A 15,394-nucleotide genomic window follows, 5' to 3' on the forward strand; every position below is an offset into this window, starting at 1 on the left:
GCGTGAAATTAATATTTAAATTGATAGGTAGTTAGTGGAAAGTACGCAACTTAGTCCTGCCACACCCATAATCCTATTATACCGTACCTATATCGCTGCCATAGTTCCCCCATAGCAACTCCATAGCTCCCCCATAGTTGCTCCCTATCAGAAGCATGGTAATAGTAAGACAATAGTAAGGTGATAGTAAGGCAATAGTAAGAGAATAGTAAGACAACAGGGCTCAAATGCAGGCTGGACGCGGAAATGTGTTTATACCAGCTCGCAAACCAGCTACCATGGTGCTTTGGCCGAAAATGAAGATAGTATGATAGACATTCCCAAACATGGAATAATAACAAATTAATAAAACATGCTGCACCGATTCAGGCAGACAATCCTGCTCATCAAAAGATACGAAAAAAAGCAGCCCAAAGATTAATTACGAAGCATTGCGTAAAACTTCCAGCTGGCGTATCCACTTGCGGGTATACCATAAAGGTATCAGTCCAAACACACCAAAGGAGCAATCGATCAGGATATGGAACCAGGGAATGCCGCGGATCGGCCCTGCGATCGCAGCCAGCGGGAACACTGCTACACAAGCCAGCATAGCCCATTCTATTACCCAGATATTACGCACAGGATCTCTGTAAGGACCGATAAAAGCTAACCCGATCACAATGTGGGCAAAAGCCAGCCAGTCGTACCCGTAAAACAGAAAAGGATATTGATCATTGACAGCCTGCACCGCCAGCCATATCTTTTCCAGGAACATCCCCAATGCGGAATCCGGCGATAATACCTGGTGGTCGTGGATCCATTTCAACTCCGTATAAACAGGAAAGGCCGTAATACCACTCAACATCAGCAACACGACAAACAATATGATCATACGGCGGATGCGGCGCAGGAGCTTTTGTGGGGTCATCTTTAGTACATTTATGGTTCCTCCTCACAAGTGGGGAGCAGGGTTTATCAGAAAACAAGGTAATTTTCAGTCTATGCCTTACAAGATAGAAAACATTGTGGGAGTTGTACAATGCACCTCAGTATTGCTGCTATTAACAGGATTCCTGGCCTGCCAGTCGAAACCGTCCGCCTCAGCTGCTAAACCCGCTGTGGTATTCCAAACCGACTTCGGTGTAAAGGACGGCGCTGTAAGCGCCATGAAAGGCGTAGCAACAGGAGTAGACCCCGACCTGAAACTCTATGACCTAACCCACGAAATACCCGCTTATAACATCTGGGAGGCGGCTTACCGGCTGCAGCAGACGGCCCCTTATTGGCCGGCAGGAACGGTGTTCGTATCCGTGGTAGACCCCGGCGTAGGCACCAACCGGAAGTCGGTAGTGGCAAAAACACGCAATGGGCAATACTTCGTAACACCCGACAATGGAACACTCACACTTATAGCTGAATCAATTGGCATAGAATCAATAAGAGAGATCAATGAAGAATTAAATAGAAGAAAGGACAGCCGGAAATCTTATACTTTTCACGGTCGCGACGTGTATGCTTACACAGGCGCCCGCCTGGCAGCCGGTGTGATCACATTTGAGGAAGTAGGGAGCCTGTTGAGCGACTCAGTAGTACGGATTCCTTATCAAAAACCGCTACTGAAAGGGGATACCCTCATGGGAAATATCCCTGTTTTGGATGTTCAGTATGGAAACATTTGGACAAACATTAACGATTCGATTTTCAATCAGTTGAAACTTTCATCTCATAAAAAAGTAAAAGCAATTATCACCTTCAACGACCGGGAGGTCTTCAACCGGGAAGTGCCGATGGTCAACACCTTTGGCGCTGTTCCGGAAGGGCAGGCCCTGGGCTACATGAACAGCCTCATGAACTTTTCCCTCGCCCTCAACATGCGTAATTTTGCAGACTCCTTTCACGTGAGCAGCGGGCCAGACTGGAAGGTTAAAATCATCCCGGTAAAATAACCGCGAAGGCTTTCGTATTCAGGGCATTATTATTCTCCACAAACGTGGAAAAGTGAGGTCAAAAAACACTGTATTTTTAACGTGATATCCGCTTTAAATAGGGTAGATTTGCCACCCATCCTGTTCCGTCATTCCCGACGGGCCTAAAATGGATAAAATCAGCTAAATACAGCTATGGAAGAGAACCTCACACCATCAGAGACGAATGATCAGAACCGGATCGTTCCGGTGAACATTGAAGAGCAGATGAAAACCGCCTACATCGACTACTCCATGTCGGTCATCGTAGGTCGTGCATTACCCGATGTGCGGGATGGTCTTAAGCCGGTACACCGGCGCATCCTGTACGCTATGAACGAAATGGGTGTTACTCACAACAAGCCGTTTAAAAAGTCAGCCCGTATCGTAGGAGACGTGTTGGGTAAATACCACCCACACGGCGACAGCTCTGTATACGACGCCATGGTGCGTATGGCACAGGAGTGGAGCATGCGCTACACCCTTGTCGACAGCCAGGGTAACTTCGGTAGCCAGGACGGTGACGGCCCGGCGGCCATGCGTTATACCGAGGTGCGCCTCGAAAAGATCGCCGAAACGATGTTGGAAGATATCGACAAAGACACGGTAGACTTCCAGCTCAACTTCGACGACTCCCTCAAAGAACCCACTGTATTACCTTCCCGCATTCCCAACTTGTTGCTCAACGGCTCCAGCGGTATCGCGGTAGGTATGGCCACGAACATCATGCCCCACAACCTTTCGGAAGTGATCGACGGCTGCGTGGCTTACATCGACCACCGCGATATCACGGTGGAAGAAATGATGGGTTACGTGAAAGCACCCGATTTCCCTACCGGTGGTATCATCTACGGTATGGAAGGTGTGAAAGCTGGTATGGCTACAGGACGCGGACGCGTAGTGTTGCGCGGACGCGTAATGCTCGACTCAAAGCCCAGCGGACGTGAGCAGATCATCATCACCGAAGTACCTTACCAGGTAAACCGCGACGCACTTTGCGATCGCATCGGCCAACTGGTCAACGATAAGACGATTGAAGGCATCGCCCACGTCAACAACGAATCAAACGAAAAAGAAGGCACCCGTATCGTAGTAGACCTGAAAAGAGATGCTATCGCCAACGTGGTGATCAACCAGCTCTATAAATTCACCGAGTTACAAACCTCTTACGGTATCAACAACGTGGCCCTTGTAAAAGGCCGCCCACGTATCCTGAACATCCGGGAAATGATCACCGAGTTCGTGGAATTCCGTCACGAAGTGGTGGTACGCCGTACAGAGTTTGAACTGAGAGAAGCAAAGAAGAAAGCACATATCCTGCAAGGCTATCTGATCGCGCTGGATCACCTCGACGAAGTGATCGCTATGATCCGCGCTTCTTCAACACCCGAGCAGGCGAAAGACAACTTGGTCAATGCAGGCTGGGGACTGGACGAGATACAGGCTAAGGCCATCCTCGAACTGCGTCTCCAAAGGTTGACAGGCATGGAGCGCGAGAAGATCAAGGAAGAATACGAAGAACTGATGAAGCTGATCGCCCACCTGCAGGAACTGCTGGCCAACGAAGGCATGCGCTACGATTTGATCAAAAAGGAATTATTGGAGATCAAAGAAAAATACGGTGATACCCGCAAAAGTGAGATCACTTACCTCGACGACGAAGTAAGCATCAAGGACCTGATCAAAGAAGAAGACGTGGTGATCACGATCTCACACCTCGGCTATATCAAGCGCACTTCAGCCAACGAATACCGCGCCCAAAAACGTGGTGGACGTGGCGTGATCGGCGGACGTACCCGCGATGAAGATTACATCGAGCACCTGTTTGTGGCATCCACTCACCACACGATGTTATTCTTCACCGAAAAGGGCCGTTGCTTCTGGCTCAACGTATACCAAATCCCCGAAGGCGAAAAGACCGGCAAGGGAAGAGCCATCCAGAATATGATCCAACTGCCGCCCGACGACAAGGTGCGCGCTATTATCGACGTCAGAGACCTCGAAGACAAAGACTTTGTCAAGAGCCATAATATTGTACTTTGCACCAAGAAAGGTATCCTGAAGAAAACCGAGCTGGAAGACTTCAGCAACCCCCGCAAAACTGGTGTAAATGCCATCAACATCCTCGAAGGCGATGAACTGTTGGAAGCAAGAATGACCGATGGCAATTGTGAGATCATGCTGGCTATAAAGAGCGGCCGTGCTATCCGTTTCCCCGAAGACAAAGTAAGAGCCACCGGCCGTGGCGCCACAGGCGTAACAGGTGTTGAATTGGATGACGCCACCGACGAAGTTATTGGCATGATATGTGTCAACAAGGACGACAAATCCCGTACAGTACTGGTAGTGAGCGAGAAAGGATACGGCAAGCGTACCCAGATAGACGAGTACCGCATCACCAACCGCGGCGGAAAGGGTGTTAAAACCATCAGCGTTACCGACAAAACCGGCCCGCTGGTAGGTATCCTGGACGTAACGGAGAAAGAAGACCTGATGATCACCTGTAAGAGCGGCGTTACCATCCGCATGCCGATCAAGGGCGTAAGCGAGCAGGGACGTGCTACACAAGGTGTAAAACTCATCCGCCTCAACGATGGCGACGAAATTGCAGCCATCACCAAACTGGACGAGGACGATGAGGAAAACGCTGAGAATGTAGTCGTAGCATCAGCTCCTGAGAATGGTGCAGAAGGTACAGAAACCCCGGAAGAAGGATTAAATAGTGATGAACAGGCAACCGGGGATACAGAAACCGCATCTGAAGACAATGTTGACAACCCATAGTAAACCAACTATCACTTTAAAACTAATAAGCAAACAATGAAAAAGGTATTGCTGACCGTATTGCTGGCCGGTGCTGGTTTTGGCCTGTATGCCCAGAAGATCGACAAAGCAAAAGATCTCCTCTCAAAGAAGAAGTACACTGAAGCAAAGACTGAGATCGATGCAGTAGTAGCTTCTGAGAAGTTCGCCAACAGCTCCGAAGCCTGGTATCAAAAAGCCAAGATCTATGGCGCCATCGCCAACGATTCGACCCTCAAGGCTTCTGTACCCGATGCACGCGATGTATCTTTTGAAGCTATAAAGAAATACCTGGAACTGGAATCCAAGGAAAAAGATGAAAAGAAAAGGTACCTGTTGCTCACCTTCGATGGCAACCAGCCCCTGATCGACGTCTATTCCGGTTATTCCAAGAATGGCGCATCTTTCTACAATGCCGGCAACTATAACGACGCCCTCGCTAACTTCAAAAAGACACTCGGCGTATTCGATGTGTTGGCAGAAAGAGGCATCGTTCCCATGAAGCTCGATACCACTACAACACTGTATGCCGGTATCTCTGCTGAAAAAGCCAGCAAGCCCGATGAAGCAGCCATATACTATTCCAAGATAGCAGAAGCCAAAGCCAAGAGTGAAGGTTTCGTTGAGATCTACAAATGGTTGGCCGATCACTACCGCCAGAAGAACGATATCGCTACCGCACAAAAGTTCTCTGCGCTGGGTAAGTCAGTATACCCCGAAGATCAATTCTGGACTGGCTTCGACCTCGAAATGCTGAGCGATAAAGGCACAAAGGCCGACCTGTTCAAGAAATACGAAGATGTGATCAAGGAAAACCCCGACAACCATATCTTCCTGTTCAACTATGCAGTAGAGCTGTACAAAGAAGGTTATCAGGAAGATGTGACCAAGCGTCCGGCCAACTCAAAAGAGCTGATCAACAAGGCTGGCGAAATGATGAAACGCACACTGGAAAAGAAACCTGACTATGCCAATGCCAACATGGTAATGGGCCAGATCCTGTACAACCAGGGCGTGGATATCAACACCGAGAACAAAGCTATCCGTCCACAAGGAGGAGCCAAGTTGACACCTGATCAGTTGAAGAAGAAAGAAGAACTGCGCCAGGAAGTAGTAAAGAAGTTCGACGAAGCCACTCCATATTTCGAGAAAGTAGACGAGCTGCTCGACAAGCAAGCCAAGCTGAAAATGGAGGACAAGGAAATCCTGAAAAATGCACTCGACCTGCTGATCACCATCAACGAAGAAAAGACCGCTCAACTGGAAACCAAGAGAAACGCTGCTGAAACCGCTAAGAAAGCAGCAGAAGTTAAACAGTATGAGGCAGACATCAAGAAGCTGCAGGACAAGACAACTGCCTACACAGAGAAATTCAACAACGTAGACCGTAAGCACTAAGCAAAAGCTTATAGCACCTGAAACAAGGCTGCAAAAAGGCACTCGTTGTTAATAATAAATTAATGAACCCTCGTTTTATACGAGGGTTTTTTATATTTTTAAGGAGATAGATTCCCAACCTTTAAATCAACGTGTCTTATGTCTGCCTACAACGATTTGCTGCTAATTGTATTTATTCTCGTCACGGTGCCATGCTTTACATATTGGATGGGTTACCGCAGCGGCGAGAAATCAGGCGAATTAAGGGCCCTTAAAGGCTCTCAGGACAACAAGAACCACATAGAACTGGAAGCCACGCCGTCCTTATCAGATTCACCGGCCTGAGGCGCTCCTGATTGCGTTTACCAGCCCCAACCGCTAACTACACCGAAAAACTCATTACAGAAGGCAAAACCCCGGTTTTGCCTTTTTTCATGCCTATACAGGAAGGCTACAGCTGGAAAATGGGCGGGAGTGCTACCAGACTTGTCTGGGTATTGCCTGAGAATGGTCTAAGAGTGTTCGAGGAAAATTGAGCGATTTGGACAACGGAGAGAAGTGGTGAAAACAAGCCAATACTCTATTTAACATAACATTAATTATAAGAACAAAGCGCCGACTGGTTTCAACCTTGAAAACCAGCCGGCGCCTGCATTACAGACAATAATCCTGATCATATCGCTGGACGCATTTCGCATTAAATTTTGCCAAAAAAAACGTTCCACTCCGGCATCTGATTTGAAGGAAAACGCTGAAATGAAATATGAACGGACAGATTTTAGTATAATATTATTACCCTAACTGACGAGAATGTTGTTACCACAAAGCTGGTGATGCTAAAAGCAATCGCTATAGTTCCACGATTGCATTGTTTTATCCCTCCTATTAAAAACCTGATAAAACTTTAGGAACAACCTTTACATGCCCTTGCATTCAGTATATAATCAGTCAGTACCTGAGTTATGGATAAAATCTAATAATTTGTATTTCGTGCACGCTAAATAATAATTTAGTTTTGTTACACTTGAAAATAAGAAGAGGAATATGGCTGTCCCCAAATACGATGATTTAATGAATCCTACAATTCAAGCGCTCAAGCAGCTTGGAGGTAAAGCAAATATTAAGGATTTAGATGAAAAAGTTGCAGAAAATATAAATTTGTCAGATATAGATTTGAAAGAAATTCATAGAGGGAAAAGAACCAAATTATCATATAGATTGGCTTGGTCGAGAAATTATTTGAAAAGATTTGGATTATTGGAAAATGTTGAGCGAGGAATATGGAGCTTGACCGAAGCTGGCAAAGAGGTTAGTTTTGTTGACAAAGAAGAAGTCAGAAAATCTTTAAAGGAGGCTAGAGGTGGGATTTATGAAATAGAAGAAGATGAAACGTTAGAGGATAATGAGACGATTGAAGTTGAAATTAATGACGAAGATGATGTAGAGGATGAGAAAAAAGATGATTATGAAGACATAATTAGTCCCTTTGCACCAAAGGACATTAAAATAGTTGTTGAACCCAAAACGATTGATCATTTAGTAACGCGTTTAAGATATGACGAAATTGACATGAATACAGAATTCCAAAGAAAGGGAAATCTTTGGAAGCCAGAAGTACAAAGTCGCCTTATCGAGTCAATTTTACTTCGCCTCCCCTTACCCCCTTTCTATTTTGACGCATCAGACGATAATAAATGGCTTGTAGTAGATGGATTACAAAGATTATGGAGTATCAAAAATTTTATTATTAATGCTGAAAAAAAAAGCTCTCCATTAGAGTTGAATGGACTTGAAATTCTAACAGATTTCAGTGGTAAGAATATCACATATGATAAGTTGAATAGGACAATGCAAAGACGAATTTTGGAAACCCCAATTACAACTTACTTAATTCAACCAGGAACACCAAAAGAAGTAAAATATAATGTATTTCGAAGAATTAATACAGGTGGATTAGGATTAAATTCGATGGAAATCAGAAACGCATTAAATCAAGGTAAACCATCTGACTTTTTAAGGGATCTTTCAGAAGACACAGATATTAAAGCAATATTGAGACTGCAGGATAAAAGGATGGAGGACCGTGAATTGTTCCTGAGAGCATACGCTTTTATAAATAAAGATTATACAAAATACCAAAAGCCTCTTTCCACTTTTTTAGACAAAGCCATGGAGAGCTTAGGGCAGAAGACTCCTAATGAACTAGATAAATTATCTAGAGGCATCATTGATGCAGTATTCTTTCAGGGAGAGCTGTTCGGCAAACACATTTTTAGTAGATCGATTTCAGGTATCCCCTATCGTGTAAAATTAAATAGCGCTTTATTTGAAGTATGGGTTTCCTTAGTGTACAAATTAAATGAAGCGCAGCGAATTGCTCTTTTAAAAAATAGAGAGCAGTTAATAAGTGAATATAAAAATCTTTTGAAAGAAGATGACTTTGTAAGAGCTGTTGCAACATCTACTTCAGGAAAAGGAGCAGTAAAGACGCGTTTTGAAGGCATTATCAACTTAATACATAAATTTACAAAATGATTAGTCGAGTAGGCATACGGAATTTCAAGGCTTTCCGTGAAGCCGAGGTTAATCTTTCATCCCTTAATCTTTTTACAGGATTGAATGGAATGGGTAAGTCGACCTTTATCCAGTCATTATTATTGTTAAGACAATCTGACGCAAGCTTTATTCCAGATATAAAAGGCCTTATTTTAAAAGGAGGAGAAAGCGGCATAATAGATTTAGGCAAGGGAAAGGATATTTATAATATTCATGCCGATAATGATTTTATAAGTTTTGAAATAGATATTGATTATAAGAGCTATCTTAACGTAACCTACACATATGAAGCAGAAAATGATGTACTTCCATTAAGTACATCTCATTCTCATAGTTATAACAATCCAGGGAATCCCGCTTTATTCAATAATCGATTTACATATTTAAAGGCAGAGCGAATATCACCTGAACATAATTATAAGGCTAACCTCGCAGCAGTTAAACAAAACCAATTCTTAGGATACAAAGGAGAAAATGTACCTCTTTACATCGCATTACATAAATTAGATACAGTGTTATTAGAAGGCGTAAGACATAAGGCTGCTAAAGCACCTAATCTTATTTCAAATATCGATGCCTGGCTTAACGAAATAACACCAGGAACTCACGTAATATCGACTTATTATAATGAACTTGATATAGTAAAAGTCGGATATCAGTTTGATAATGGTAATGATTTTACCCCTGAATTTAGTCCAGTGAACGTAGGATACGGAATCACCTATCTACTGCCAGTAATTACTGCTATTTTAGCAGCACAAAAAGGGGATCTAATAATCATAGAAAATCCAGAAGCGCACTTACACCCACAAGGGCAATCTAAAGTTGGAGAGCTATTGGCTAGAGCAGCAAATGAAGGAGTACAAATAATTGTTGAATCACATTCCGATCATTTGTTTAATGGCATTAGAGTCGCAGTTAAAGATGATTTAATACATACAGATAATGTTTCTATCTTTTACTTTGAACACGACCCTAGCACTAAAGAACATACAACTATTATTACCCAACCTCATATAGACCAAAATGGTCGTGTAAGCCAAAAACCCAATGGTTTTTTTGATGAATTTTCAAAACAATTAGACAAATTAATAGGTTAACATGGTATACATGTTTAACGAACTGTCTTTACTTCACAAAGCAGCTACAATTGAAGGTGCATTAACTATTTTAGAACAATTTGCGAAGTCATGTATTCGGGCCAATGAAATTGGATTAGGAGATTTGCGATTACACGAGAATTATTTATCTAATCTTTATAATATTCCCATTCACGACAACTATAACGTCGACATTTGGTTAAAAGATAATAGAGTTAACGAGGATTTAAGGAATAGATTTAAAGAAATACTTACATCATATCCTCTAATACATGAGTCCGAAATAGACCAAAGTAACCAATACAAAATCTCTGAATTTTACAAGAAATTAGATGGCCGAAGATTTCAGGTTTGGGGATTAGGCGCAGCCTATATCTTCGGTACATTTTCCTTGAGTTTGCCAACGCATGAAGAGTGGTATAAGAGCGAAATAGAAATTGAGCATTACTTTTTAGACAACAATTTAGAAGAGAAAATAAAACCTATAACAGTCAAGCATTTTTCCTCTATAGACCATATCAACGATCATCTTGCATGGTGGGAACAGTACCAGCTTGATAATTTAGAAAAAAGCGAAGAATTGTGGACAAAAAGAAAGGAAATTTTCCCTAATCTTGAATTTTGTGAGGAGGTAGAAAGCCAATTAAAAAAACTGGGTGCTTCTAAAATACTTTATCAAGTTATTGATCGCTTAAACACACTGAATAATTACGTAAAGAATTGGAAAGATGGCGCATTCAATTACGATGATGTGAACAAAAAAACAAACCTTCGTATTTCTCCAGAATCGGAATTAACATTAAATAAATTTGGGACTCTAAGAAAATTTACAATTCCAAGTCAAGGCAAAAAGATTTTTGATTTACATATTAAAACTGGCATTTTAAGATTTCATTTCTATCCAGACGACAATACACAAAAAGTCTATATTGGATATATTGGAAAACATCTACGAATCGCTTCAGAAGGATAAAAATCCCTATGATCAAAACCATAGGGATTTTAAATTACAGCACGTAAAACACTTTTTTATTCTTTTCGCCTCCCCTGTCAAATTCCATTTCCGGCATTTCCTGGTCGCGGAGCATTTGACGCAGGTCTCTTTCAATGTTCCGGGCGATCGTCGTCATGGGCGTATCTGTAGGTTTGTTTTCAAACGGATCCTGCAGATGAATAGCCATTTTCTCGATCAACAGGAACGACGCAGATACGGCCATTACCAGTGGTATTTCCAGGAACCCGAAATACTCGATCACGCCAAACGGCAATAAGCTGATAAACAACAAGAGCGAAAAATGTATGTACAGGCTATACGTGCTTGGAAATACGGTATTCTTGATACGCTCACACTTGCCCATGGCATCACAAAGCCTGGTAATGGTACGGTCCAACTCCACCTGCTGGTAGCGGTTGATCCAGCCGTTTTCCAGCGCCCTGCGCAGGTCGCGGCCATGCTGCTCCAGCATAGCTGACGGTACATTGCTGTACTGGCTCACGGCTTCCAGCTCACGTTTACTGATGTATTTCTCCAATCCGTCTGTTGCCGAGGTACGGCGCAGGCTTTGCCCCAGACTATAATTCCAGCCCATCTGCCGGCGGATAATACGCTCACGGAAACGATGTACGTCATCGCCCTCTTCGATCACGTCTGTAAAGGTCAATATCTGCCGGGCCAGTGTGCGCGATTCATTCACGATGGCGCCCCAGATATGGCGGGCTTCCCACCAGCGGTCATACGCCTGGTTGCTACGGAAACCCAGTAGCAGCGAGATTACCGTACCCAGCAAAGCCGGAATGGCCAAGGGGATCGATATGGGTAACACTTTATCAAACTCATGCAATAATGCAATGATGGTCGTATAGATCAGTATGATCAGTAGCTCATACTGTATTTTGCCGAATATGTACCGGAATGGGATGTTCTTCTTTAACAGCATAATGATTTTCTTTGGTAAGTAATGTTTCTACTACAGTTCTTTCAATTGCCTTAGGCTGTTGTACAGGTTCTTCGGCTACTTTCTTCTTAGACTTGAATTCCTTCATTAAAGGAACGCCGCCTTTCTGGAACATGGTGATCGGATTGACACTGCCGGGATGCACGGCCTGGAATACATAGAAATCCGGGCACACGATGAGATCGATATCGTTGGCATCTGCGAAATTCCTGAACACTGCTGCCGTGTTGCCGTACATATGCCGGATCACAATGCTGCGGATGGTTTTGGAATGCTGCAGCTTTACACGCTTGCAACCATTACGGAAAGCCTCGGTTACCAGGTCAGCATAAGGCAGCTTGCCACGGATGTCATACAAATCACTTTCAAAAGAAGGCATCTCGAATGCATGGAACAGGATGATGTTGATGGTCTCACCTTCCAGCGATTGAGCTGTTTTATCGGCCAGTTCGAGTGAGGCCACTGAAAAATCTGTTGGGATCAATACATTTCTCATTGGTTTCGAATTTTGTATCAATAATGTTTATGAGTACAAAATTGCATCGCGGCCATTAGCATGGCTTAAGACTCAAATGAGAAGATGATGAGAAGATGATTAGAATACGATAAATGAAATTAGAACGGGATGAGAAAGTGTGGAGAGATAGATACGTTGAGGTTGCTAAGATAGTAAAATCTATAATTGGGAAACTCTACTTAACATAATTTAATAACGATTTTAAGTTTAGGCAGGAACTTCAAAGCCGGAATCCTTATTAACTTGTCCACTCTTTAAACTTATCAACCTCACCCAACCGCAGGAAACGTAACGACTACGGTAGTCCCCTTGCCCACTTGGGATTGTATCTTAATATCGCCTTTGTGCAAGCGGATGATGGTATGAGTCAAAGGGAGTCCGATGCCATACCCTTCATAATGATTGGTATTGGAAGCCCGGAAGAACGGGTCGAAAATGTACTTGACCTCGTTGGCAGGGATACCTATCCCCTCGTCTACTACGGCGATCACAATGTAGCCATCAGACGTCACCAACGATAACATTACTGATTTATTATCAGAATACTTACAAGCGTTTAATACAATATTAGTTAAAGCAAGATGGAGCAGGTGATCGTTGCCGCGGACTGATATCGCCCATTCGTCATCGGGCATTTGGAGGGAGATCTTGACCCGGTTGTTGGGCTCTATTTCATCGACCGTCCGCTTCACATTCATGAGCAATTCATCCATCCGCTGCATCCCCCACTCCTGCTTCTGACCATCGAAACCGGCCTGGGCCAACTTTAGCAAACTGGTGGTGAGGTGCTGCAGCCGGGCTGCTTCCTTCACGATCACCTGGAGCGTTTGCTTATACTCCTGCTCGGTACGTGCTTTAGAAAGGGCAATGTCTGCTTCGCCTATGATGGTGGTAAGTGGTGTGCGCAACTCGTGGGAGGCATTACTCACGAAGTTATTCTGGGTCTCGAAGGAGGTCTCCAGCCTGTCGAGCATATTATTAAAGGTCTGGGCCAGCTCGGTCATTTCGTCCTTACCGCCTCCCTCGTGCAACCGCAGGTGCAGGTTATGGGCGCTGATATCCTTTACCCGGTGGGTGATGTTTCTTACAGGTGCGAAGATCTTCCGGGAGAAGAAAACGCTTATTGTAAAAATGGCAATAACCGACAATACACATGTGACTATCAATACTTCACCAAGATTCTGAATAACCTTTTCGCCATACTCATTAATAGCCGAGCTGATCACCAGGTAATGATCATTATTCTTGGTTTTGTACACGATACCGGCATATTGATAATGCTTGACAGACGTGAAAGCGGTAGCTCCGTTCTTCTCGACAATCGACTTATAAAAGTGCTCCTTTAGTTTAGGACCACTATCGTTTTTGATCTTACCGGTTATAGTATCGTATTGGAGTATGTAGACCTTTTCCTGTGGCAACGCGGAAAGGTATTCCCGACGCAGTTCGCTAAAGGCAGAGGATGATGTTTCATCTTCTTCAAAATGTATACGGGCAGCAATACGGGCGCGTAGCTCCAGCCGCTTGAGGAAGTCATTAAAGGTAAACCGGCTGGCAAAGTAATAGACACCCACACTTAAGAAAAGGATAAGACCGGCTGTGAGCACCGTAAATAGCAAGGCTGTTTTAACCTGGATTTTCATATGGCTTAAGGCTGCAATTAATCTTTAATGATATAGCCCATACCAATGACGGTATGGATCAGTTTGCGGTCGTGGTCATTACCGAGTTTCTTGCGGAGGTAATTTACATATACATCAACCACATTGGTGCCCATGTTGAAGTCGATGCCCCACACGTTTTCCAGCAACTCGACGCGAGAGAGCACCCGGCCACGGTTGCGGACCATAAATTCGAGCAGGCGGTATTCGGTGGAAGTAAGGGTGATCTCCTGTCCGTTGCGGACAACATTGCGGGCGGCGGTGTTTACAGTTATATCTCCAATCTGGATGAGGTCGGCGGGACTGGTAGAACCGATCTTGCGGCGGCCCAATGAGCGAATACGTGCTTCCAGTTCGGCAAACTTGAAAGGCTTTACAAGGTAGTCATCGGCGCCACTGTCGAGGCCGGTGACAATGTTTTCGGTAGTTCCTAAAGCGGTAAGCATGAGAATCGGGGTGTCGATCCCTTCTTTGCGTAGGCGCTTGCACAGTTCCAGGCCGTTGATACCTGGCAACATGATATCGAGGATCATGATATCGAAGCTATGCCCGGTACCCATATCGAGCCCGGCTTTGCCGTCGGGGGCCACAGTAACCGTATAACCGCTTTCGCTTAAGCCTTTTCTTATCATAGCGGCTACTGCTGCTTCATCTTCAATCAATAACACTTTCATGCAAGCCTTTTTAGGAGGCACAAAAATAGGTCCTATTTTACTGGGACCACATTAGAAACTGATAAGAAAATCGCCCCGTGGAAACGGGGCGGCAATAAACAAAAAATGCATATGAACCGATTGAAACCTTTGACAAGCTTAGGATGACATGGACTGGTAACGCTCGATAACCATTGCCATCTCTCTGTCAACAGGCAACGGATCATTGAGGTCTGTGTTTAGCTCGTCTTCACAGGCAAATGCTGTTACCACCACTTTCTGCTGTTCATCTGATACCGCCAGTGGTAATTCGGCGCCGGCAGCAGGCACCGGTAAATGTCCGGGATACGCCCCTTGTCTTTGCGTAGCCGCGGCAGACCTTACCTCGTTCTGTCTCACCATGATGGCGCCTGCGCCGGCAATAGCTTTGCGAAGCAGGCTGGTTCTGCTTACTTCACGAATGATCTTGTACCATGTATTTTCAATAGATACGTACCGGATGTTGTTGATGAGTGCGTCGATGGCTTGCGCAGCCTGGAGGGAGGCTCTCTTTCCCTGCGCATCCATCCACACCAGTAAAGCCTGTTGCTGGATATTTTCTTTGATGGATTCGTGCAGGATAGCCATATCTGCCGCCATGATGGAGCCTACTCCATATCCATTGTATAACGATGTGCGTTTTTGTCGCTCAGCTTCTACGGCGAGGGGTATCACCAGGAGTACGCCGATATAAAAAGGGATCTTTTTCATACGTGAGATGTGAGATGAAAAAAAGCCCGGGGACCGCAGACCTATTAACCCTAACCTTTGAATCAACGGACTTGACG

General features: G+C 44.3%; 12 protein-coding genes. 6 read left to right on the forward strand and 6 right to left on the reverse strand.

What is annotated here, in order from left to right; all coding sequences use genetic code 11:
- Positions 1-421 precede the first annotated feature (421 nt).
- Positions 422-910: a hypothetical protein gene (locus AC5JBY_RS17980; RefSeq protein WP_495906017.1), complete on the reverse strand. Its 489-nt coding sequence runs from the start codon at positions 908-910 to the stop codon at positions 422-424.
- A gap of 73 nt (positions 911-983) precedes the next feature.
- Between AC5JBY_RS17980 and AC5JBY_RS17985 the strand changes: the two genes are divergently transcribed.
- The 6 genes from AC5JBY_RS17985 (at position 984) to AC5JBY_RS18010 (ending at position 10,754) form a co-directional block, all read left to right on the forward strand.
- A complete protein-coding gene (locus AC5JBY_RS17985) occupies positions 984-1,928 on the forward strand; it encodes an SAM hydrolase/SAM-dependent halogenase family protein (protein ID WP_495906018.1) in 945 nt (314 codons plus the stop codon).
- A gap of 174 nt (positions 1,929-2,102) precedes the next feature.
- Entirely contained in the window at positions 2,103-4,730 is a 2,628-nt protein-coding gene (gene gyrA / locus AC5JBY_RS17990) for a DNA gyrase subunit A (RefSeq protein ID WP_495906019.1), read from the forward strand.
- A 36-nt stretch (positions 4,731-4,766) separates the two neighbouring features.
- Positions 4,767-6,146, forward strand: a complete 1,380-nt coding sequence (locus AC5JBY_RS17995; RefSeq protein ID WP_495906020.1) for a hypothetical protein — start codon at positions 4,767-4,769, stop codon at positions 6,144-6,146.
- 1,023 nt (positions 6,147-7,169) lie between these two features.
- Complete coding sequence (locus AC5JBY_RS18000) at positions 7,170-8,660, forward strand: winged helix-turn-helix domain-containing protein (RefSeq protein ID WP_495906021.1); 1,491 nt, start codon at positions 7,170-7,172, stop codon at positions 8,658-8,660.
- Positions 8,657-9,781, forward strand: coding sequence for a DUF3696 domain-containing protein (locus AC5JBY_RS18005; RefSeq protein ID WP_495906022.1), 1,125 nt, complete (start codon positions 8,657-8,659; stop codon positions 9,779-9,781). The genes AC5JBY_RS18000 and AC5JBY_RS18005 overlap by 4 nt, the downstream gene beginning before the upstream one ends.
- Positions 9,782-9,791: 10 nt before the next feature.
- Positions 9,792-10,754, forward strand: a complete 963-nt coding sequence (locus tag AC5JBY_RS18010) for a hypothetical protein (protein WP_495906023.1) — start codon at positions 9,792-9,794, stop codon at positions 10,752-10,754.
- A gap of 34 nt (positions 10,755-10,788) precedes the next feature.
- On the opposite strand, the gene AC5JBY_RS18015 is transcribed toward AC5JBY_RS18010, so the two are convergent.
- The 5 genes from AC5JBY_RS18015 to AC5JBY_RS18035 form a co-directional block, all read right to left on the reverse strand.
- The gene (locus AC5JBY_RS18015; RefSeq protein ID WP_495906024.1) at positions 10,789-11,718 is read right to left on the reverse strand and encodes a bestrophin family protein; all 930 of its coding nucleotides are present in this window, start codon (positions 11,716-11,718) and stop codon (positions 10,789-10,791) included.
- Positions 11,663-12,232 carry a universal stress protein gene (locus AC5JBY_RS18020; RefSeq protein WP_495906025.1) on the reverse strand — a complete coding sequence of 190 codons (570 nt, stop codon included), beginning with the start codon at positions 12,230-12,232 and terminating at the stop codon, positions 11,663-11,665. The genes AC5JBY_RS18015 and AC5JBY_RS18020 overlap by 56 nt, the downstream gene beginning before the upstream one ends.
- A gap of 290 nt (positions 12,233-12,522) precedes the next feature.
- A complete protein-coding gene (locus AC5JBY_RS18025) occupies positions 12,523-13,896 on the reverse strand; it encodes a HAMP domain-containing sensor histidine kinase (protein WP_495906026.1) in 1,374 nt (457 codons plus the stop codon).
- 17 nt (positions 13,897-13,913) lie between these two features.
- Positions 13,914-14,588 carry a response regulator transcription factor gene (locus AC5JBY_RS18030; RefSeq protein ID WP_495906027.1) on the reverse strand — a complete coding sequence of 225 codons (675 nt, stop codon included), beginning with the start codon at positions 14,586-14,588 and terminating at the stop codon, positions 13,914-13,916.
- 138 nt (positions 14,589-14,726) lie between these two features.
- Complete coding sequence (locus tag AC5JBY_RS18035) at positions 14,727-15,317, reverse strand: hypothetical protein (RefSeq protein ID WP_495906028.1); 591 nt, start codon at positions 15,315-15,317, stop codon at positions 14,727-14,729.
- Positions 15,318-15,394 lie beyond the last annotated feature (77 nt).

The organism is Paraflavitalea sp. (genome assembly GCF_059502485.1).

What these genes read in the sequence shown, in the direction of transcription:
- AC5JBY_RS18030 (WP_495906027.1), bottom strand. Translation starts at nt 14,588, where the DNA reads ATGAAAGTGTTATTGATTGAAGATGAAGCAGCAGTAGCCGCTATGATA.
- AC5JBY_RS17980 (WP_495906017.1), bottom strand. Translation starts at nt 910, where the DNA reads ATGACCCCACAAAAGCTCCTGCGCCGCATCCGCCGTATGATCATATTG.
- AC5JBY_RS17985 (WP_495906018.1), top strand. Translation starts at nt 984, where the DNA reads ATGCCTTACAAGATAGAAAACATTGTGGGAGTTGTACAATGCACCTCA.
- AC5JBY_RS18015 (WP_495906024.1), bottom strand. Translation starts at nt 11,718, where the DNA reads ATGCTGTTAAAGAAGAACATCCCATTCCGGTACATATTCGGCAAAATA.
- AC5JBY_RS18025 (WP_495906026.1), bottom strand. Translation starts at nt 13,896, where the DNA reads ATGAAAATCCAGGTTAAAACAGCCTTGCTATTTACGGTGCTCACAGCC.
- AC5JBY_RS18010 (WP_495906023.1), top strand. Translation starts at nt 9,792, where the DNA reads ATGTTTAACGAACTGTCTTTACTTCACAAAGCAGCTACAATTGAAGGT.
- AC5JBY_RS17995 (WP_495906020.1), top strand. Translation starts at nt 4,767, where the DNA reads ATGAAAAAGGTATTGCTGACCGTATTGCTGGCCGGTGCTGGTTTTGGC.
- AC5JBY_RS18020 (WP_495906025.1), bottom strand. Translation starts at nt 12,232, where the DNA reads ATGAGAAATGTATTGATCCCAACAGATTTTTCAGTGGCCTCACTCGAA.
- AC5JBY_RS18000 (WP_495906021.1), top strand. Translation starts at nt 7,170, where the DNA reads ATGGCTGTCCCCAAATACGATGATTTAATGAATCCTACAATTCAAGCG.
- AC5JBY_RS18035 (WP_495906028.1), bottom strand. Translation starts at nt 15,317, where the DNA reads ATGAAAAAGATCCCTTTTTATATCGGCGTACTCCTGGTGATACCCCTC.
- gyrA (WP_495906019.1), top strand. Translation starts at nt 2,103, where the DNA reads ATGGAAGAGAACCTCACACCATCAGAGACGAATGATCAGAACCGGATC.
- AC5JBY_RS18005 (WP_495906022.1), top strand. Translation starts at nt 8,657, where the DNA reads ATGATTAGTCGAGTAGGCATACGGAATTTCAAGGCTTTCCGTGAAGCC.